Raw genomic sequence first — 20,236 nt, 5'->3', positions numbered from 1 at the left:
GACATGTGAACGCAATATCTCGCGCAGTTTTCGTAAAAGTTTGACAGTCCTCCGCACGCGGCATGCGGGATTCCGCGTGCGCGCAGCACGGAGCGCCGCCCGGCGGACCGGACGGCGCCCCTGTATGCGGTGCTTGTTACGGGTTGATGTTGATCTTCATGGTGGACGTCGTGTTCTTCACGTCCTGGGCGTTGCCGCTGAGCTTGAGGCCGTTGAAGGTGACCTCGCCGACGGCGGGCCCCTGGCCGGACTCGGGCATCTCGTTGGCCCACAGTCCGAAGCCGGACTTGGCGTCGAAGGCGTCACCGCTCTTGCGGGCGCCGGAGATGGAGATGTCGGTCAGGACCGTGTCCTTGATCGGGAACTGCGGCTGGCCTCCCACGTAGTTGGTCTGGAACATGATGCCGCTGTACGTCGGGTCGACGATGTCGACGTGGTTGATCCGGATGCCCTGGAAGACCTTGGAGGCGGAGAACAGCCAGATCCCGGGGAAAGTCTGCGTCCCCCAGAAATGACCGCCGGAGCGGACCACGGAGACGTTCTCGATCGTCGTCGGAGTGGTCCCGAAGCCGTTCATCGGGTAGCCGAAGTCCAGCGAGCTGACGGTGATCCCGGAGTAGACCAGGGTGTCCGCGATGCGGATGTTGCGGAAGGTGTTGTCGTAGCCGCCGTAGACGGCGACACCGGCCGCGCGCCAGGTCAGCAGCGAGGTGAGGTTCTCGTAGACGTTGTTCTTCATGTCCGAGCCACCGGAGTCGATCGCCGAGAACAGCGCGAAGCTGTCGTCTCCGGTGGACCGCGACTCGTTGTTGACGACGTGGTTGTCGGTCGAGCCGTTGGTCATGTTGATGCCGTCGGCGAACGTGTCACGGATGCGGGAGTTCTTGATGGTGATGCTGTCGGTGTTGGCACCCCAGTAGAGGCACACCGTGTGCTCGTTCCAGATGTTGTCGATGACCATGTCGGAGACGTTGGAGAAGTCGAACACCTTGCCCGGTCCGTCGATGCGCGAGGTGTAGTTCCCGAAGTACGCGAAGTTCGCGAACGTCGAGCCCTTGGCACTGGCCTCGGCCCGGAAGCCGATGTCGGTGTTCTCCTGCGTCGAGGGCGCGTGGAACCTGGTGTACCAGGGCCCCGCCCCGATGACCTTGACGGCCTTGCCGTAGACCTGGAACTTGCTCGCGGTCTCGTAGTCGCCGGCCGGCAGGTAGACGCCCACCAGCTTGCCCGTGGTGTCCATCCGCACCCTGTCCAGGGCGTTCTGGACGTCCTGGTGGGTGAAGCCGGTGGGGACGGTGTAGGCGGCCGGGTCCGGGTTGGCGATCTGTGTGGCCTGCTCCAGGCCGACGAAGTCGATCGCGTAGGTGCTGGTGTTGGCCGCGTCCTTCTGGAGCCGGATCTTGCTGCCCGCCGGGACGGTCCGGCCCAGCATCACGTTCGCCTCGTCGTAGATGTGCCGCGGCGAGCCCGCGCCCGGGGAGTTTCCGGGGCCGGTCTCGGCGCCGTACAGCCACGCGTACTTCGAGGTGAGGTCGATGGCCTTGAGGAAGGTGCCGTCGACATAGATGTTCAGCTTGGAGTCGATGCCGCCGCCGCCCGCGGAGTCCGGGATGGAGTAGCGGGTCACCAGGGTGTTGGTGCTGGCCCTCGTGGTGAACTCGACGTAGTTGCCGGTGTCGTTGAGCGTGACCGCCTTGCGGCCCGAGGCCTCGCCCGCGATGTCGCCGACGGTCCGGTTCGGCCCGACGACCTTCGCTCCGCCGCCGGTGACCGCGTCCTCCGCCTCGTAGGTGTCGTACGGCATGTTGGCACCGCGCCCGACGAAGAACGAGCTGCTGGCTGTGTTGTTCTCGCGCTTGACCGGGAGTTCGTTGGCGTCGTCCGCGATCACCGTCTTCACGGTGTACGAGCCGTTGGCCGCCGTCCACGAGCCCAGGTTCACCGGGGCGCTCGTGGCACCCGCGGCTATCGCGCCGTTGTAGCTGCCGGTGAGGGTCTTCACCGTGGCGCCCTTGGAGTCGAGCAGGGTCAGGGTGACGGCGTGGCCGCCCGAGGCGGACGCGACCGTGCCCTGGTTCTTGATGGCGACGGAGAAGGTGACGTTGTCGCCCTCGGCCGGGGCGGACGGTGAGGTGGTGACCGCCGAGAGCACCAGGTCGGAGCTGGCGACCGGCTTGACGACGAGCGCGGTCGAGCTGGTGTAGGTGTTGTCGGTCTCGTTCTGCTCGATGATCTCGTTGTCCGGGTCGGCCACGGCACTGAGGGTGTACGTGCCCGCGTCGAGCGCCCCGATGTCGGCGCTGACCTGGGTGGAGGCCCCGGCGGCGAGCGTGCCCACGGAGGCGGTGGCGACCTTGGAGCCGCCGAGCCGGAATTCGAGCTTGCCGGCCGGAGCGGCGAGGGCGCCGGTGTTGCGCACTGTCGCGGTGAGCGTGACCCGGTCCGACTCGACCGGTGCGGCCGGGTTCGCCGTCAGGGCGCTGACCTGGAGGTTCGGGTTGGGGGCGGGGGCGCCCAGCACCTGGAACTCCGCGACCTGGCCGGCGGGCGCGCCGGTGTTGGAGGTGAACTTCAGCTGGACGTCGGCGACCCTGGCGTCGACCGGGATGGTCACCGCGTTGCCGCTGCCGGGGCTGAACATGTAGTCCTTGGCCGCGGCCAGGCTGGTGAAGGACGAGGCGCTCTGCTCACGGCCGAGGACCTGGATGTTCTGGGTCCTGGCCCCCCAGCTGCTGTCCGGGTTGAGCTTGACGACGACGCTCTGGGTGTCGGCGTTGGCGCCCAGCTTCACCGTGAGGGTGTTGGGGTAGCTGCCGCCGGCACCCTCCCAGTAGGTGGAGAGCTGGTTGTCGTTGGCGTTCTCCGCGACGAACGTGTGGACCACGGAGGAGGCGGCGATGGGCTTGCCGACGGCGAGGTTGGAGGCCGCGCCGGTGCTGCCGTTGCGGGTGACGGTGTTGCTGTTGCCCGAGACGTTGCCCGCCGCGTCCTTGGCCCGGACGTAGTACGACACGGTGGTGCCGGCGGGCTGGGTGTCGGTGTAGGTGGTGACATCGCCCGCGACGCTCTTGCGCAGCACGTTGTTGGCGTAGATGTCGTAGCCGGTGACGGCCTTGTTGTCGGTGGATGCCTGCCAGGCCAGCTTGATCTGCCCGGAGGCCGGCTCGGTGAAGGTCAGGTTCGCCGGTGCGGTGGGCGCCTGGGTGTCGCCGGTGCTTCCGCTGCGGGTCACGGTGTTGCTGTTGCCCGAGACGTTGCCCGCCGCGTCCTTGGCCCGGACGTAGTACGACACGGTGGTGCCGGCGGGCTGGGTGTCGGTGTAGCTGGTGACGTCACCGGCCACGCTGGTCAGCAGGGTGTTGTCGGCGTAGATGTCGTAGCCGGTGACGGCGGTGTCGTCCCTCGACGGCTTCCAGGTCAGCCGGATCTGTCCGGTGGCCGGTTCGGTGTACGCCAGCTGCGTCGGCGCGCTCGGCGCCTGGGTGTCACCGGACGCGGGGCCGTAGATCTCCAGCTCGGAGAGCTGGGCGCCGGGCTGGACGGTGTTGGCGCTGATCAGGACGCGCACGTAGCGGGTGGTCGTGGCGTCGAAGGTGATCGTCGCCGTCTCGCCGGCCGTGGGGCTGAAGGTGTACGCCTTGGACTGCGTCAGGTCGGTGAAGTCCGAGCCGTTGGTGCTGCCCTGGATCTTCAGCGTCTGGCTGCGGGTCTCCCAGCCGTCCGGCAGGCGCAGCACCAGGCGGTCGACCCGTACGGACGAGCCGAGGTCGGCCTGGATCCACTGCGGCAGTTCGTTGTTGCGGCTCTCCCAGTAGCTGGCCGGGTTGCCGTCGTTGGCGTTGGCGGCGATGTAGGTCTGGGTGTAGCTGCTGGCCGTGAGCGTGCGCCCGGCGGCGAGGTTCACCGAGGACTCCGCCGCCGCCCGGACCTCCAGCTCGGCCAGCTGTCCGTTCTTGGACGCGGTGTTCGCGGTGATGTCGGCCCGTACGAACCGGGCCTGGGTGGCCGGGAAGCTGATGGTGACCTTGTTTGAGTCGCCCGGCGCGAAGGTGTAGGCGGCGGAGGTCTTCAGCGTGGAGAAGCTGGTGCCGTCGATGCTGCCCTGGAGGGAGAGCGTCTGGCGGCGGGTCGCCCAGTCGGCGGGCAGCTTCAGCGTGACCTGGTCGATGCGGGTGACCTTGCCCAGGTCGCTCTGCACCCACTGGGGCAGGGAGGTGCCGGACCCCTCCCAGTAGGTCGACTGCTGTCCGTCGGCGATGTTCCCGGCGGACTTCCCACTGCTCGCGGCCGCCCGGTGGCCTGCGGCGATGTTCGGGCCGGCGGCGGCCGAGGCGTTCAGCGCCGGCCAGGCGACCATCATCAGGCTGGTGGAGACGGTCGCGGAAAGGACCCGCCATCTCCATCGTCGCGTTCTCATGTGTCCCCGATCTGCGGCCTCGGCGCAGGGGCGGCCGAGGCGCGGCTCAATCTGCGAACCTGCCAGTACATGAATTCCTGCACCGACAGGATGACCTTTTGCGTTTTGCGGTCAGAGAGTTGCAGAGAATTGACGGGGAGTCCACCGTTCCGGCAGAAGAAGGCAACCGGACGCGCCCACATCGCCCGGGTCAACCCGCCTGACAACAGGGGCATTTGGTGACACGTCGCCCACGCAAGCGGCAACGTCCGGTTCCCGCAAGGAATTTGCGCAGCTACGCAAGCCGCTGAAAGGTGCCAGTTGAGAGGGGTGGTCGCAAGGGGCGGGGAGCGGACGGTGCGGGCACGACGAAGGGCGGGGCCCACGACTGCGGACCCCGCCCTTCGTCCTTCCGTTCCGTGGCGCGCTTCGGCTCAGCCGGAAGGGCTCACCCGGAGCGACGCCACCGGTAGCGCACGTCCGGTTCCTTCTCCTCGTTGCGGCTGCCGTCGTCGAACGCCACCGCGGTGAACCCGTGGCGCTCGTAGAAGGCCCGGGCGCCCGTGTTGCGCCGGAAGGTGTACAGGGTGAGCTCCTCGGGGCCGCTCCGCTTGGCCGCGTCCAGCAGGAGCGAGCCGATGCCACGGCGTCGCAGACCGGGGGCGATGTAGAGGTGCTCCAGCTCCGTGCCGTCGAGCGAGACGAAACCGGCCACCTGCGCCCCACCCCCGTCCTCGGGGATCTCGGCCACCCGGACATCGGTGCCGGGCAGCACCACATGGGTCATCCAGGCGAGGGTCGCCTCGTCGCTGTGCACCCGCGCCAGATACGGCATGGCGGCGGCGCGGGAGGCGAGGAAGAGGCGGGTGAGGGGGACGGCGTCCTCCGCGCGGGCCTCCCGCAGCAGGACGGGGCGGCTGACCGACGACATGCGTTGTCTCCTGTCCGAAGGGCCACGACCTGGGGGGAGGTCGGCCACACGGTGATCGAACATACGTCGGGCGCGGTCCGGACCTCCATAGGATAAGAGCGCCCCGCCGCCGTCGCTGTCCGCTCACGGCGCCCGCCCCCTGCCGAGGAAACGACGTAACGGTGTACCAGCCCCACGAGTTCGCACTGACCGAGGACGGCTACCGGGGGCCCGCCCCGTCCTGGCGGCCCGGCGTCCCCTCCCTGTGGCTCGTGGACACGGACCGGTCCGTCGGGGCGGCCCGGCGGCTGGCTCCCGGTGTCCTCGACGACTCGGAGCTCGCCCGGGCGGAGAGGCTGGTCTTCCAGCCCGACCGCGACTGCTACACGGCCGCGCATGTGGCGCTGCGCGTGCTCCTCGGCGTGCTGCAAGGGGTCGCCCCGGCGGCGGTGCGGCTGACGCGGGAGCCCTGCCCGACCTGCGGCGGCCCGCACGGCCGGCCCGCGACCGGCGGCGGGGTGCACTTCTCGCTCTCGCACACCCGGGGCGTCGCCCTGCTGGCCTTCGCGGACGCACCGGTCGGGGTGGACGTCGAACACGTCCCCGAGGCCAGGATCGTGGCCGAGATCACCGGGCAGCTGCATCCGGCCGAGGCCGAGGAGCTGGCCGCACTGCCGGAGGCGGAACGGCCCGCCGCCTTCGCCCGGGTGTGGACCCGCAAGGAGGCGTACCTCAAGGGTGAGGGCGTCGGCCTGGCGGGCGGCCTGTACCGCGAGCACGTGGGCACCGGCCCGCGCCCCCTGGGCCCGCCGGGCTGGGACGTCACGGATGTCGCCGTCCCCGCCGGGTACGCGGCGGCGGTCGCCGTCGGCACGGCGGGGCGGGCACCCGTCCACGGCCACGACCGGCGAAAATGACCGCACGGGCAGATCGCACCGACCGACCGATACGGAGGAGTGGCAGATGCCGCACGCACGAGCCGGACAGCAGGCGCGCCCCGAGGACCTGACCGATGTGGCACGGCTGGTGACGGCGTATTACGCGCTGCACCCCGACCCGGCCGAGCCCGGCCAGCGGGTGGCGTTCGGCACCTCCGGACATCGCGGTTCGTCGACGGCCACCGCCTTCAACGAGGACCACATCGCGGCCACGAGCCAGGCCATCAGCGAGTACCGGGCACAGCAGGGCACCGACGGGCCGCTGTTCCTCGGGGCCGACACCCACGCCCTGTCGGAGCCCGCCCGGGTCACCGCGTTGGAGGTGTTCGCCGCCAACGACGTGAGCGTGCTCATCGACTCCGAGGACGGCTACACCCCCACGCCCGCCGTCTCGCACGCCATCCTCACCTACAACCGGGGCCGCACCTCGCGACTGGCGGACGGGGTGGTGGTCACCCCGTCCCACAACCCGCCGGGCGACGGCGGGTTCAAGTACAACCCGCCGAGCGGCGGCCCGGCCGGGTCGGAGGCGACCGGCTGGATTCAGGACCGGGCGAACGAGATCATCACCGGCGGCCTCAAGGACGTGCGCCGCATCCCGTACACCCGGGCGCTGGCGGCCCCCACGACCGGCCGGTACGACTTCCTGGGCAGCTACGTGTCGGACCTGCCCTCCGTGCTCGACCTGGACGCGGTCCGCGAGGCCGGTGTGCGGATCGGCGCCGACCCGCTCGGCGGGGCGTCGGTCGCCTACTGGGGCCGGATCGCCGAGCAGCACCGGCTCGACCTGACGGTGGTCAATCCGCTGACCGACCCCACCTGGCGGTTCATGACGCTGGACTGGGACGGCAAGATCCGGATGGACTGCTCGTCGCCGTACGCGATGGCCTCGCTCATCGGGCAGAGCGACCGCTTCCAGATCGCCACCGGCAACGACGCCGACGCGGACCGGCACGGCATCGTCACCCCGGACGCCGGGCTGATGAACCCGAACCACTATCTCGCCGTCGCCATCAACTACCTGTACGCGCACCGGGACCGCTGGCCGTCCGGGGCGGGCGTCGGCAAGACCCTGGTGTCGTCCGGCATGATCGACCGGGTCGCCGCGGATCTCGGCCGGGAACTGGTCGAGGTGCCGGTCGGCTTCAAGTGGTTCGTGGACGGGCTGGCCGACGGATCGCTGGGCTTCGGCGGCGAGGAGTCGGCCGGGGCCTCGTTCCTGCGCCGCGACGGCTCGGTGTGGACGACCGACAAGGACGGCATCCTGCTCGCCCTGCTCGCCTCCGAGATCCTCGCGGTCACGGGCCGGTCGCCGTCCCAGCACTACGCCGCGCTGACCGCCCGGTTCGGCGAACCGGCCTACGCGCGGATCGACGCGCCGGCGGACCGCGAGCAGAAGGCGGTGCTGGCGCGTCTCTCCCCCGAGCAGGTCAGCGCGGACACCCTCGCCGGCGAGCCGGTCACCGCCGTGCTGACCTCGGCGCCGGGCAACGGGGCCGCGATCGGCGGGATCAAGGTGACGACGCAGAACGCCTGGTTCGCCGCCCGCCCCTCGGGCACCGAGGACGTCTACAAGATCTACGCGGAGTCCTTCCGGGGCGCCGAGCACCTCGGCCAGGTCCAGGAGGAGGCCAAGGCGGTGGTCTCGGCGGCGCTGGAGGCCTGATCCGGCGGGCCCGCCCCTCCCGGCACCGGTGCGCCGGGAGGGGCGGGCGCCCGGTCAGGGCGTCGACACCGTGGGACTCGGAGCGGTCGCCGGAGATCACCGGACTGCCCGCTGGTGGTTGCCCCGGCCGTCGTAGCCGCGGCCGGTGTTGGTCGAGCTGCTGGCGCCGAAGGTCCGGCGCCGGGTGAGGGCCCCGCCGCGCCAGTCCCAGCGGCGACGACCGTACGCGTGTAGTGGCCGCGGCCATGACCAGTGACGGCCGGTCCCGGAAGGGCTGCCGCCGCCCGCCGTCCCGTACGGCCACCGTCTCACCCGTTCGCCGCAGCGCGGTGGCGGGCCGGACCCGGAGTCCCGCAGGCTGTCCGCAGAGCTGCCGATCGTCAGGGGTGGCGGAGCCTGTTGGGGGTGCGACGTGTCGGACACCGGTACAACGGCCCCCGGTGCGGTCGCGGACGACGGCATGGCGGGGGCGCTCCTGGACACCCTCTTCAGCCAGTCCGCGGTCGGTCTGCACGTCCTGGACACGGATCTGCGGGTGGTGCGCGTCAACACCCTGACCGAGGCGGCGAATGCCGAGCGGATCGTGGGCCTGCACTTCACCGAGGCGTACCACCTGGACGATCCCGAGGCGGCCGACCGGATGCTTCGCCAGGTGCTGAAGACCGGCGCGCCCGTGCTCGACCACGTCATCCGGGGCCGCCTCGCGCAGTCCTCGGGCCCCTCCCGCAGCCTGACGGTCACCCTGCACCGCCTGGACGCCTCCGACGGGCGGCCGCTCGGCGTGCTGGCGGCCGTGGTCGACGTCAACGAACGGGAGAAGGCGCACGTCCGGGTGGACGTGCTCGCGGCCGTACGCAGAGGGGTGGGCCACTCCCTCGATGTGGCGGCGACCTGCGAGGGGCTCGTCTCGGCGCTGGTGCCCGAGTTCGCCGACCTGGCCGTGGTCGAGGTGGTGGACGAGGTGCTGCGCGGCGCCGATCCGCCGCTCAGCCCGCTGCGTCGGGATGTCCCGCTGCGCCGGGCCGCCGTGCGCGGGACGGGGACGAACGCGGACAACCTGGTCGGTGAGTTGCGCCGGCTGCCCGAGGCCACCCCGTTCGCCCTCGCCGTCACCGATCTGCGGTCCCGGATCGTCGAGCTGGGCCCGGACACCCCGTGGCTGGACGCGGACCCGGCCACCCGGCGGACGGTCGAGGAGACCGGCGCGCGTTCCCTGATCGTGGCCCCGCTGAAGCTGCACGGCGCCGTGCTCGGCCTGCTGAGCCTGTACCGGCGCCGGGGCGACCCGTACAACGAGCACGACCTCACCCTCGCGCTGACCGCGGCCGCCCACGCGGCCCTGAGCATCGAGAACGCGCTGCGCTACGCCCGCGAGCACGTGATCGCCTCGACCGTCCAGCGCCGGCTCCTGCCCCAGCGCGACGGCGCCCGGGTCGCCATCGAGACCGCGCACGTCCTGCTGCCGGGACGCAACAGCGGCTGCTGGTTCGACACCATCGGGCTCTCCGGCGCGCGCACCGCGCTGATCATCGGCAACGTGGCCGGGCACGGGCTGCAGACCGCCATCACCATGGGCCAGTTGCGCACCGTCATCCACGCGCTGGCGGGTCTCGACCTGGAACCCGACGAAGTGCTGGCCCGGCTCAACGACACGGCCGACCGGCTGGTGGAGGAGCGCCGGTCGCTGCCGCCCGGCGACTCGCTGCACCGCCAGCCGCTGACCGCGACGTGCCTGTACGCGGTCTACGACCCGTTCACCCGGGTCTGCACGCTGGCGCGGGCCGGACATCCCGCACCGGTCGTCGTCGCCCCCGACGGCAGCCCGCTCGCCCTGGACGTCCCGGAGGGGCCCGCGCTCTTCTCCGAGGACAGCGCGCCCTTCGCGACCGGCTCGGTCCAGCTGGACGAGGGCAGCGTGCTGGCGTTCCTCACGGGGTCGCTGCTGTGCGACGAGCCGTCGGTGGAGCGGGCTCAGGACGCCCTGGCCTTCCCCGACCGCCCGCTGCGGGAGCTGTGCGACGCCATCGTGTACAACCTGCCGGCCGAGGCCGACCCGGACGGGGCCGCGCTGCTGCTCGCCCGGACCGGTGTGGTGCCGCCGGAGCGGGTGGCGACCTGGGAACTGGCCCACGACCGGACCACGCCGGCCGTCGCCCGCACCCTGGTCCGGGACCGGCTGGAGGGCTGGAACCTGGACGAGGACACCATCGAGGCGACCGAACTGATCGTGAGCGAGCTGATCACCAACGCCGTCCGCTACGGCACACCGCCGCTGCAACTGCGGGTCATGCTGGAGCGCACTCTCACCTGCGAGGTCCACGACACCAGCCCGGTGGCCCCGCACCTGCGCCACGCACGCACGATCGACGAGGGCGGGCGCGGCCTGTTCATCGTCTCGCAGCTCGCCAACCACTGGGGCACCCGCTACAGCACCGACGGCAAGGCGCTGTGGACCGAGCAGGAGATCCCGGCGGGCGAAGGGGCCTGACGGCCCGGCACCACCAGGGGCCGGCTCCGCCCGCACGGCGCGGGCGGACGGAGTATGGGCGCAGGCGCACGGACACCTCCCGCGGCCGGCCGCACCCGACACGGGTGCGGCGCACCGCGGCCTGGTGGGCCGGGGTGCGCCGCGGGTCGGGTCACCGGTGGCGGCCCCTGGTTCGGGCGGCCGGCACTGTCAGGTCAGCGACGGGGGCCGTGGTGGTGGCCCCAGGACTTGGAGTCGACCTTGTGGCCGTGCGCGTCCCGCAGGGTCGCCGTGTCGCTGTTGTCCCAGACGTAGCGGCGCAGGTCCTGGTAGACGTCGTGGCGGGTGTCGCGGCCGACGCCGGTGTGCACCCGCACCGAGGAGCGGCCGGCCAGCCGCAGGTCGAAGCGGTAGGTGCGGTGGCTCTCGTCGCTGAGCGTCCAGCCGCGCAGGTTCACGGCCTGCCGGCCGGTGTTCGTGACGGTGACCCACTCGGCGTTCAGGCTCCGGTTCGAGCCGTTGTCACGACCGGGGCTGTCGTACTGGATCTTGCCCAGGACGACGGTGGGGCGCGGGGCGTGACCGCGGCCGTGGCCGTCGGCGGCCGCCGGGAGCGCGGCGGCGGCCCAGTGCGCCGGAAGCGAGAGCGGCGGCGGTGATCCGCCGTGCGAAACGGGACATGAAGACCCCTCAGGTGCAGGCCCGGGCCGGTGGGGTCCGGGCGGTTGTTCGGTCCCGGCGTGATGCCGGGAGCCATACCTTGGACCTGTCACGGTCCGCGTGGGGACCGCGGCGGAGCGTGTTACGAAGTGCGGACATTTCCGTCACACGCGACCGTAGTCGGCATGTAGGGAAACCTGCGGGTACCTGTCGGTTCCCGTCCGCCGCAACCAGCCGTACGCCGCCGGGCCGAGAGGGGCGTCCGCACGGGTGGCCCCGTCCCCTCCTCGTACGCGGGGGCCGCGGGCGGGCCCCCGCGTACGTAACAAACGGCCCGCCCCCGCACCTGAACGCCCGTTCCGCTACCGCCGGAAGAGGGCACGGGTGTTCCCTCGAACAGCCGGCGAGCGGGCCTCTCCCCTACCGGGCCGGTTTCCGCGGCGCGGACGCGTCGGGCCGGCCGGACCAGCCGAGGAGGACCACCGAGCACACAGCGGCGAACGCGCACCAGGTGGAGATGAACTCCAGCCGCCACAGTGCCGCGCACACCGCCGCCCCGCCCGCGACGAGCACGCCGAGCCAGGCGAGCCGCCGGTCGCCGGACAGGAGCAGGGCGCCGACGGTGGCCAGCAGGTAGCCCGCGACCAGCAGGCGCGGATGCGGCAGGTCCAGCGCATAGCCGAGGGTGTGGCCGCGCACCTGCGCGGTCACCGGCCGGGTCGCCAGGCTGTACGCGAGGACGGCGCAGGTCGCCGCCCCGACCGCCACGGGTGCGGCGAGGCGTCGCCGGGCGTGAGCAGGGGCGGCGGACAGTACGCCGAGCGGCACCCACAGCGGCAGCAGTGGCAGGGCGATGACCGCCCAGGCCACGGTAGCCGGGCCGCCCCCGCCGTCCGCGCGCCAGACCGCGGACTCGATGATCTGGTGCGCCCCGAGGACCACGGGCAGGGCCGCGAGCGGCAGATCCCGGACCCGTCGCGTACGCGCCACGCAGGCCACGCCGATCGCGGCCACCGCGGTACCGGCGACCAGGTCGGCGGTCGCGCTCCAGCACATGGGGCCACCCGGGGGTCGTCTCCGCCGGCCGGCGCCACGCCTGCCGCTGGTCCGCTCACGCTACGGGACTTCCGCGGCCGGCGGCGGGCCCGGCGCTCAGGCCGAGGCGTCCGACCAGGCGTAGGGCGGCTGCGCGGGGCCGTCCGCGCGGCCCGCGCCTGCCTGGCCCAGCGCGCGGTCGGCCACGCTCATCAGCTGACCGGCGACATCGTGCATCGCGCGGCTCGCCGCGACCTCGTCCCCGATGGTGGGCACGTCCGGGTCCTGCGGGCTGCAACGGGCGATGCCCTGGCCGGTGAGTTTCGCCGAGCCCGTGTCCAGCACCGCCTCGGCCCTGGTCGTCCCGTCCTGCTCGGACAGCTCGACACGCACCGTCCATTCCAGCGTGCGGTTCATCGCATACCTCCCGGCCCGCACCGGCCGGCGGGCGCGGGCCGCCGCACGGGTCCGCCTCCAGCATCCCCCCAACCGGCCGCCGCTGCCCGCCCGCCGCCCCGGCCTGCGCGCGGCCCCCCGCCGAAATAGGATGCGGACAGAGCGATGCGGACCCAGCGACGACCGCGGCAGCCCGGCGGCATCGGCCCCCGCGCCTCGACCCGGCTCGTGCGCCCCGACCGACGACTTCGGGGTGCGGCTCACCACCCCCAGCCCTGCGGAGCGGCCCATGAACCGGCGTACTCCCCGGTCGGCCAGCGCCGAAGAGCTGCTCATCACCCTCCAGGACCTGACCTCCCGGGCCCGCCGCGAGGTGGAGCTGCACCAGGCGCGGGTGGAGCTGGCCGAGGCGCTGCAACGGGAGATGCTGCCGCCAGGTCTGCCCTCGCTGCCCGGCCTGCGCACCGCCGCCCGGTACACACCCGCGCGCAACGGTCTGGACATCGGCGGCGACTGGTACGACGGGTTCGTGCTCCCCGACGGTTCGCTCGCCTTCGCGATCGGCGACGTACAGGGCCATGACGTCGAGGCGGCCGCCTTCATGGGCCAGATCCGCATCGCGATGCGCGCCCTCGCGGTGGCCGCGGCCGATCCGGGCGAGGTCGTGCGCCGCACCAACGACCTGCTGCTCGCCGCGGATTCCAGCCTGCTCGCCACCTGCACGTTCGTCCGTCTCGACCCGGACACCCGGGAACTGCAGAGCGCCCGGGCCGGTCATGTGGCCGCGGTGTGGGCCACCGCCGACGGCCGGGCAGGCACCACGAGCGACGAGGGCGGGCTGCCGCTGGGGGTCCAGGCCGGTGTGGAGTATCCGGTCACCACCCGCCGGCTCACCTCCGACGGCGCGTTCGTGCTCCTGACCGACGGAGTGGTGGAGGGCCCGTCCTACCCCCTGGACGAAGGGCTGGACGAGGTGGTGCGGCTGGTGCGCTCCCGGGTGGGTGACGACGCGGACGCGCTGGCCGACGCGATCCTGGGCTCCGCCGGGCGCACCGGGCACGAGGACGACGCCGCGGTGCTCGTCCTGCGGCACGAGGACGTCGCGGCCGCCCCGGGGTGAGGCGGCCACCGGCCGCGCATGCGTGTCACGCCGCCGTCCGCCACGGGGCCGGTGTCTGATGAGGACCGTGATCCGCAGTGAGAAGACCCGCCGGCACGTCATGGCGGCCCTGCGCCTCCTGGTCGTCGCCGCCGTCTACTACGGGGCGGCCCGCGTGGGGCTGCTGCGGCAGGTGACCGTGCACGGTGCGACGGTCACGCCGCTGTGGCCGCCGACCGGGATCGCCCTGAGCTGCCTGCTCTGCCTGGGGCCGCGCAGCTGGCCGGGGATCGCGCTCGGCGCACTGCTCGCCGTCGCCGGGCTCGGCGGGGCGGTGACACCGTCCACCGTGGCCGTCGTGGCGGGCAACACACTCGCCCCGCTGTGCGCGTACCTGCTGCTGCGCAGGGCCGGTTTCCGCAAGGAGCTGGACCGGCTGCGCGACGGTGTCGTCCTGGTGTTCCTCGGGGCGATGGCCGGCATGGTGGTCAGCGCGACCGCGGGGACCTTGATGCTCGTGGTGGACGGGAAGCTGCCCCTCAGCGCCTTCTGGTCGGTCTGGGCCGCCTGGTGGGCCGGCGACGCCATGGGGGTGCTCGTGGTCACCCCCGTCCTGCTGGTGCTGCGCCGGGTGCGGATGCCCCGGCTCTCGGACCGGTGGGCGGAGGCCGGGGCGCTGCTGGTCGTCGCGGTCGTGGGGACGGTGGTGGCCACCCACAGCTCGCTGTCGATGCTCTACCTGGTCTTCCCCGTCCTCGTCTGGGCCGCCCTGCGCTTCCAGCTGGCGGGCAGTGCGCCCTGTGCCCTGCTGGTGTCCGTCCTGGCGATCGTGGCGGGAACGGACGGGGTCGGTCCGTTCGCGGGCCACACCATCGTGGAGGTCATGATCAACCTCACCGTCCTGAACGGGGCGGTGGCCCTCACCGCGCTCCTGCTGGCCGCGATCGTCGCCGAGCAGCAGAACGTCCGGCGCCGGATCGAGCGCGCCTGCGAGGAGCTGGCCGACGTGGTGGATCGCCTCGCGCCCGGCAGAGCGGCGGCCGCGTGGCCGTCCCGGGCGAAGGACGAGCGCGACAGCCGCTGAGCGTGCGCGTCAGCCCGGGAAGTGCCGGTCCAGGAAGGCGTTGCGGAAGGTGCCGGACGGGTCGTAGCGGGCCATCAGCCGCTCGAAGTCCTCGTACCGCGCGTACAGCGTGCGCAGGACCTCGGGGGCCGTGCTGAAGACCTTGCCCCAGTGCGGGCGGGCGCCGAACGGCGCGAGGGCCTCCTCGACCTCCGCGACGACCGGCGCGACGGCCTCCGCGTCGGGCACCCAGGTGAAGTGGAACGCCACCGAGTCCCGGCCGTACGCCGGGCTCAGCCACAGGTCGTCGCCGGCGACGCTGCGGATTTCGGAGACCTGGAGCACCGGGGAGATCCGCTCCCTCAGCCGGGCCAGGGCCTCGTACGCGGCGGCCGCGTCCTGGCGGGCCACGAAGTACTCCGACTGGAGCTCGTCGCCGTTGCTCGGGGTGAACTCCAGCCGGAAGTGCGGCAGCCGCCGGTGCCAGGGGCCGGGTACGCCCTGCTGGCGGGTGCAGTTCCCGGCCGGGACGCCGGGGATCGGGTGCCGGGGCCCGTCGGCGAGCCGGGCGCCGCGCCACTCGGCCGGCATCCACCGCGCTCCCTCGTCCCCCACCCGCTGCTTCAGCCACACCTGGCCGACCGGTCCGGGGCTCCAGTCGGTGAAGACGCTGACGCTGTAGGCGGCCGACATCACCTCGTCGAAGCCCGCGGTCAGGGTCTCCTCGGGCAGGTCCTCGTACACCCACTGCCGTACGTCGAAGGCGGGCACGATGTCCAGCGTCAGAGCGGTCGCCACGCCCAGCGCGCCCAGGGACACCACCGCGCCGGCGTAGTCCGCGTCCCCGCGCCGCAGGGTCCGCGTCCCACCGTCGGCCGTCACCAGGTCCAGGGCACGGACGGCGCCCGCGAGCGAGCGGTTGCCCACGCCCGAGCCGTGTGTCCCGGTGGCGCATGCTCCGGCGGCCGAGATGTGCGGGAGCGAGCCCAGGTTGTGCAGGGCGAAGCCGCGCTCGTGCAGTTCGGCGGCGAACTCGCCGAAGCGCAGCCCCGCGCTCACGGTGACCGTTCGCCCCACCGGGTCGATGTCGACGACGCGCGGGAGCCCAGCGACCGAGACGAGGTCTCCCGGAGTGTCGGCGACCGTGTTGAAGGAGTGCCGGGTGCCCAGGGCGCGCACCGCGTCCGAGGCGGCCACCGTCTCGCGCAGCTCGCGGACCGACCGCGGTACGCACAGCCGCCTCGCGCCGAAAGTGATGTTGCCGGCCCAGTTGATCTCCGCGGGGGTCACCGTGCGTCCCTCTTCCACTCGTGGCCGGGCACGTTCTCCCGACGCCGCATTCTCCCAGACGGCACGACACGTCCCCGAGGCGAGAGGGCCATACACCGTGCCCGCAACCGCGTAACCACGTACCGTAGTTGGTGAGGCGGAGGTACATATCCGCACACCAACCGATTGGGGGAGGTCGCACATACCAACAGGTGCGCACAGAACCTGAGATCCGGTACGGAACGGGACACGTCCGGGATCACCGCGACTGTCTGAACTTCACCGGAACTCCAGCGAAATGCCACGTGTGTGGATATCGTGCACCGGGCGAGGGCGCATCCGTCAGTCCACGGGATCGGCGGATGCGCCCCGTTTGTGGCGGTGCAACTGTGACTGGGGGGTTCATGGGGCATGTCGAGCTACCCGAATCCGGCATATCGAGGTCCGTGGGACTGGCGGGGGCGCCACGTCCGCGGACCGCTTCCGACCTGCCGCGCGGCCAGGGCTTCGACCGGCCGCAGCAGGTCCCGACCGTTCAGCGCGAACGCGGCGCCCGGGCGCTCGCCGGTCCCGGCCGGCTGCTGCCCCTGGTCGTCTGCGTCGAGTTACTGGGCCTGGGGTTACCCGCCTGGCTCGTCCTGCGTGCCGACGCGCAGCCGAAGGCCCTGGCCGGCGCGGTCGCGGCCACCGCGGTGTGGTGCGGGGTCCGGGCCGGGCGGGGGCGGTACGCGTTACGGGCCCCGGGCCGTCCGCCGGGGGCGCTGACCACACCCGGCGACTGGTTACTGCTCATCGGCGTGCTGGCGGTGCTGTGGACCGTCGTCGATCCGTCCATCGACCCGGCGGCGGCCGTGGTGGCGCTGATTCCCGGCCTCCTGGCGGCGGCGGCCGCCTCCTGGGCGCGCCGGCTCATCCGGTCGGGGCGCCGCAGGATGGTGCGCCGGGTGCTGGTGGTCGGTGAGGCCGCGGGGGTGGACCGGGCGGTGGGGGTGCTCACCTCCCGGGAGGACCACGGCTATCGCGTCGTGGCGGCCCTGCCGGTGGGCACGGCGGCGCTGAGCTGCGGGGCCCCGGTGCCGGGGCGGCTCGCGCCGGCACCCGCCGACGACGACGCCTCCACGGTGCTGGGCGCGGCCTTCGCCCACGAGGCGGACCTCGCGCTGGTGGTGCCGGGCCCGCAGTTCGCCGAGGAGCGATTACGCAGGCTGTCCTGGGGGCTGCACGACGGCGGGCTGGAGCTGTCCGTGCTCTCGCACCTCTCGGAGACGGCGGCGGACCGGGTCCGCCCCTCCTCGGCGGCCGGGCTGACCCTGCTGCACATCGTGCCGCCGCTGCGCCGGGGGCTTCAGCCGGCCCTGAAGGCGGCGGTGGACCGGGCCGGCGCGGTGTGCGGTCTGGTCGCGCTGGCCCCGCTGCTGCTGCTCGTCGCGGCGGCGGTCCGGCTCACCTCGAAGGGGCCGGTCTTCCACCGGCAGGTCCGCCAGGGGCAGCACAACCGCCCGTTCACCATGTGGAAGTTCCGCACGATGGTGGCCGACGCCGAGCAGCGCAGGGCTCGGCTGGCCGCTGCGAACGAGAACGACGGCCCGATGTTCAAGATGCGCCGCGACCCCCGGGTCACCCGCATCGGCCGGCTGCTGCGCCGCTCGTCCGTCGACGAGCTGCCCCAGCTCATCAACGTCCTCAAGGGTGACATGTCCCTGGTCGGCCCGCGTCCGCCGCTTCCGGACGAGGTCTCCCGTTACGACGAGCGCGAGCTGCGACGGCTCGCGGTGAAGCCCGGGCTGACCGGCCTGTGGCAGGTCAGCGGGCGGTCCGACCTCTCCTGGCAGGAGACCGTCTCGCTCGACCTCTGGTACGTCGACAACTGGTCGGTGGCCACGGACATGGGGCTCATGGCCCGTACGCTGCGCGCCGTCACCGACGGCCGCGGGGCGTACTGAGAGCGGGGGCCGGATGCGTACCAGGAATAGGGGCCGGGTGGTCCGCCCGTCGTTGGTGGGGGCGGGCCACCCGGCCGGGGGGCCGGAGCTACGCTCCCCGCTGCCGGAGCCACCAGGAATAGGTCCCCGCGATGCCCTCGCGCAGCGGGATCTGCGGCTTGAAGCCGAGGGCGGCCAGCCGGGAGACGTCCAGGAGCTTGCGCGGGGTGCCGTCCGGCTTGGCCGTGTCCCAGACGACCTCGCCCTGATACGACGTCACGTCGGCGACGACGGAGGCGAGTTCGCGAATCGTCAGGTCCTCGCCGGAGCCGACGTTGACGGGTGCGTCCTCGTCGTAGTGCTCCAGCAGCAGGACGCAGGCCGCGGCCAGATCGTCGACGTGCAGGAATTCGCGCCGGGGGGTTCCCGAACCCCAGAGCGTGACAGTCGGGGCGGCGCTGTGCCGGGCCTCGTGGAAGCGGCGTATCAGGGCGGGCAGGACGTGCGAGGTCTCCAGGTCGAAGTTGTCGCCGGGGCCGTAGAGATTGGTCGGCATGGCGCTGATGTAGGAGGCGCCGTACTGGCGGCGGTAGGACTGGGTCTGCACGATGCCGGCGATCTTCGCGAGGGCGTAAGCCTCGTTGGTCGGCTCCAGCGGGCCGGTGAGCAGGGCGCTCTCGGGGATCGGCTGCGGGGCCCGCTTCGGGTAGATGCAGGACGAGCCGAGGAAGAGCAGCCGCTCGGTGCCCGCCGCGTGCGCGCCGGCGATCACGCTCAGCTGGATGCGCAGGTTGTCCTCGATGAACTGCACCGGGTACGCGCTGTTGGCCATGATCCCGCCGACCCGGGCGGCGGCCAGCACGACGGCGTCCGGGTGTGTCCGGCGCAGAAAGGCACCGGTCCGCTCGGCGTCGCGCAGATCGAGACGGTCACGGCCGCATGTGATCACGTCGTGGCCTTCGGCGGTGAGGCGGCGGGCCACCGCCGACCCGACCAGGCCCCGGTGGCCGGCGACGAATACGCGGGCGCCCGGGCGTAACAGGGGCGGGACGGGTTCCTGAGGAGGGCCGAGGAGATCAGTCGTCATGTTTTCGGATTGTGCCAGCAGCCGAGTGACGCGGTGCCGTTTTGCCGCAGATCGCTCAGGCCTTGAAATTTCATGACCAACTGCCCCTGGGGCGAACAGAGAAGGGGGAAACGTGGCGAAGACCGCGCTCATCACCGGCGTGACCGGACAGGACGGTTCGTACCTGTCGGAGCTGCTGCTCCAGAAGGGATACACGGTCCACGGCCTGGTGCGCCGTTCGTCGAGCTTCAACACCGAGCGGATCGACCACATCTACCAGGGCCCTGAGCAGGAGGACCGGTCCTTCGTGTTACACCACGCCGATCTCGCCGACGGGGTCGCGCTGGTGAACCTGCTGCGGGACATCCGGCCCGACGAGGTCTACAACCTGGGCGCCCAGTCCCATGTGCGGGTCTCCTTCGACGCCCCGCTGTACACGGGGGACGTCACCGGGCTCGGCACGATCCGGCTCCTGGAGGCGGTACGGGCCAGCGGGATCGACACCCGCGTCTACCAGGCCTCCTCGTCGGAGATGTTCGGCGCGAACCCGCCGCCGCAGAACGAGCTGACCCCGTTCCACCCGCGCAGCCCGTACAGCGTCGCCAAGGTCTACTCGTACTGGGCGACGGTCAACTACCGCGAGGCGTACGGGATGTTCGCGGTGAACGGGATTCTGTTCAACCACGAGTCGCCGCGCCGCGGGGAGACCTTCGTGACCCGGAAGATCACCCGCGGGGTGGCCCGGATCAAGGCGGGCCTGCAGAGCCGGCTGCACCTGGGGAACCTGGACGCGGTGCGCGACTGGGGTTACGCCCCCGAGTACGTGGACGCGATGTGGCGGATGCTCCAGTGCGACACCCCGGACGACTACGTGGTGGCCACCGGTGAGGGGGTCAGCGTCCGGCAGTTCCTGGAGTACGCCTTCGAGCACGCGGGGCTCGACTGGCGCGAGCACGTGCGCTACGACGCGAAGTACGAGCGCCCCAGCGAGGTCGACGCGCTGATCGGGGACGCCTCCAAGGCCGGGCAGCTGCTGGGCTGGAAGCCGGCCGTGCGGGCACGGGAGCTGGCCCGGATCATGGTCGACGCCGATGTCCGCCAGCTGGCCGACCAGCTCGCCGGGGCCGCCGTGCGGGTGGACCGGTGAGGCGTCCCGGGCGTCCCGGACGCGCCCACGGCAGGCCGCCGGGCACCCTGCCGTCGCCCCCTGCGACGGGCCCGGCAACGAACTCCGGCGCGACCCCCCTCCCCACCGGATACCCGGTGGGGACGGACGCGCCGGTACCGGGCGGGGCTCCGGGCCCCGCCCCCTCACCCGCCCTCACCGGAAGCGGGACGGCAAGTCCGCG

The 20,236-nt window shown here is 72.4% G+C and carries 13 protein-coding genes and 1 pseudogene; 7 read left to right on the top strand and 7 right to left on the bottom strand.

Annotation, left to right across the window (positions count from 1 at the left end; all coding sequences use genetic code 11):
• Window positions 1-136: 136 nt before the first annotated feature.
• Both E6P78_RS05840 and E6P78_RS05835 read right to left on the bottom strand, forming a co-directional pair.
• Entirely contained in the window at window positions 137-4,417 is a 4,281-nt protein-coding gene (locus E6P78_RS05840) for a discoidin domain-containing protein (RefSeq protein ID WP_206307732.1), read from the bottom strand.
• 427 nt (window positions 4,418-4,844) lie between these two features.
• Complete coding sequence (locus tag E6P78_RS05835; RefSeq protein WP_136202415.1) at window positions 4,845-5,327, bottom strand: GNAT family N-acetyltransferase; 483 nt, start codon at window positions 5,325-5,327, stop codon at window positions 4,845-4,847.
• A gap of 161 nt (window positions 5,328-5,488) precedes the next feature.
• Between E6P78_RS05835 and E6P78_RS05830 the strand changes: the two genes are divergently transcribed.
• From E6P78_RS05830 to E6P78_RS05820, 3 genes are all read left to right on the top strand, one after another.
• On the top strand, window positions 5,489-6,223 hold the full coding sequence (locus tag E6P78_RS05830) for a 4'-phosphopantetheinyl transferase superfamily protein (protein WP_136202414.1): 735 nt from the start codon (window positions 5,489-5,491) through the stop codon (window positions 6,221-6,223).
• A 46-nt stretch (window positions 6,224-6,269) separates the two neighbouring features.
• Complete coding sequence (pgm, locus tag E6P78_RS05825; protein ID WP_136202413.1) at window positions 6,270-7,910, top strand: phosphoglucomutase (alpha-D-glucose-1,6-bisphosphate-dependent); 1,641 nt, start codon at window positions 6,270-6,272, stop codon at window positions 7,908-7,910.
• A gap of 412 nt (window positions 7,911-8,322) precedes the next feature.
• Window positions 8,323-10,398 carry a SpoIIE family protein phosphatase gene (locus tag E6P78_RS05820; protein WP_136202412.1) on the top strand — a complete coding sequence of 692 codons (2,076 nt, stop codon included), beginning with the start codon at window positions 8,323-8,325 and terminating at the stop codon, window positions 10,396-10,398.
• A gap of 194 nt (window positions 10,399-10,592) precedes the next feature.
• Here the strand turns inward: E6P78_RS05820 and E6P78_RS05815 are convergent.
• The 3 genes and pseudogenes from E6P78_RS05815 to E6P78_RS05805 all read right to left on the bottom strand — a co-directional run bounded on the left by E6P78_RS05815 (window position 10,593) and on the right by E6P78_RS05805 (window position 12,489).
• Window positions 10,593-11,058: pseudogene (locus tag E6P78_RS05815) on the bottom strand (lamin tail domain-containing protein).
• Between the two features lie 399 nt (window positions 11,059-11,457).
• Window positions 11,458-12,093, bottom strand: a complete 636-nt coding sequence (locus tag E6P78_RS05810) for a DUF6629 family protein (RefSeq protein WP_136202411.1) — start codon at window positions 12,091-12,093, stop codon at window positions 11,458-11,460.
• A 96-nt stretch (window positions 12,094-12,189) separates the two neighbouring features.
• On the bottom strand, window positions 12,190-12,489 hold the full coding sequence (locus E6P78_RS05805; protein WP_136202410.1) for a DUF1876 domain-containing protein: 300 nt from the start codon (window positions 12,487-12,489) through the stop codon (window positions 12,190-12,192).
• A 268-nt stretch (window positions 12,490-12,757) separates the two neighbouring features.
• Between E6P78_RS05805 and E6P78_RS05800 the strand changes: the two genes are divergently transcribed.
• Together E6P78_RS05800 and E6P78_RS05795 are read left to right on the top strand one after the other, a co-directional pair.
• Entirely contained in the window at window positions 12,758-13,588 is an 831-nt protein-coding gene (locus E6P78_RS05800) for a PP2C family protein-serine/threonine phosphatase (RefSeq protein WP_136202409.1), read from the top strand.
• Window positions 13,589-13,655: 67 nt separating this feature from the next.
• Window positions 13,656-14,651 carry an MASE1 domain-containing protein gene (locus tag E6P78_RS05795; RefSeq protein ID WP_136202408.1) on the top strand — a complete coding sequence of 332 codons (996 nt, stop codon included), beginning with the start codon at window positions 13,656-13,658 and terminating at the stop codon, window positions 14,649-14,651.
• 9 nt (window positions 14,652-14,660) lie between these two features.
• Here the strand turns inward: E6P78_RS05795 and E6P78_RS05790 are convergent, their stop codons facing one another.
• Window positions 14,661-15,920 carry a D-arabinono-1,4-lactone oxidase gene (locus E6P78_RS05790; protein ID WP_136202407.1) on the bottom strand — a complete coding sequence of 420 codons (1,260 nt, stop codon included), beginning with the start codon at window positions 15,918-15,920 and terminating at the stop codon, window positions 14,661-14,663.
• Between the two features lie 425 nt (window positions 15,921-16,345).
• On the opposite strand from E6P78_RS05790, the gene E6P78_RS05785 reads away from it, so the two are divergent.
• Complete coding sequence (locus E6P78_RS05785; RefSeq protein WP_136202406.1) at window positions 16,346-17,842, top strand: exopolysaccharide biosynthesis polyprenyl glycosylphosphotransferase; 1,497 nt, start codon at window positions 16,346-16,348, stop codon at window positions 17,840-17,842.
• A gap of 88 nt (window positions 17,843-17,930) precedes the next feature.
• Here E6P78_RS05785 and E6P78_RS05780 read toward each other — a convergent pair whose 3' ends face one another.
• A complete protein-coding gene (locus E6P78_RS05780) occupies window positions 17,931-18,908 on the bottom strand; it encodes a GDP-L-fucose synthase (protein ID WP_136202405.1) in 978 nt (325 codons plus the stop codon).
• Window positions 18,909-19,020: 112 nt separating this feature from the next.
• On the opposite strand from E6P78_RS05780, the gene gmd reads away from it, so the two are divergent.
• Window positions 19,021-20,034, top strand: a complete 1,014-nt coding sequence (gmd, locus tag E6P78_RS05775) for a GDP-mannose 4,6-dehydratase (RefSeq protein ID WP_136202404.1) — start codon at window positions 19,021-19,023, stop codon at window positions 20,032-20,034.
• The last annotated feature ends 202 nt before the right edge of the window (window positions 20,035-20,236 follow it).

The organism is Streptomyces sp. A0958 (assembly GCF_004795035.1).
Classification (GTDB): Bacteria; Actinomycetota; Actinomycetes; order Streptomycetales; family Streptomycetaceae; genus Streptomyces.
This window is presented reverse-complemented; position numbering and strand designations above follow the sequence as displayed.

Excerpts from the sequence above, each read along its gene's own strand:
- E6P78_RS05840 (WP_206307732.1), bottom strand. The coding sequence starts at position 4,417 with ATGAGAACGCGACGATGGAGATGGCGGGTCCTTTCCGCGACCGTCTCC.
- E6P78_RS05835 (WP_136202415.1), bottom strand. The coding sequence starts at position 5,327 with ATGTCGTCGGTCAGCCGCCCCGTCCTGCTGCGGGAGGCCCGCGCGGAG.
- pgm (WP_136202413.1), top strand. The coding sequence starts at position 6,270 with ATGCCGCACGCACGAGCCGGACAGCAGGCGCGCCCCGAGGACCTGACC.
- E6P78_RS05810 (WP_136202411.1), bottom strand. The coding sequence starts at position 12,093 with ATGTGCTGGAGCGCGACCGCCGACCTGGTCGCCGGTACCGCGGTGGCC.
- E6P78_RS05805 (WP_136202410.1), bottom strand. The coding sequence starts at position 12,489 with ATGAACCGCACGCTGGAATGGACGGTGCGTGTCGAGCTGTCCGAGCAG.
- E6P78_RS05800 (WP_136202409.1), top strand. The coding sequence starts at position 12,758 with ATGAACCGGCGTACTCCCCGGTCGGCCAGCGCCGAAGAGCTGCTCATC.
- E6P78_RS05780 (WP_136202405.1), bottom strand. The coding sequence starts at position 18,908 with ATGACGACTGATCTCCTCGGCCCTCCTCAGGAACCCGTCCCGCCCCTG.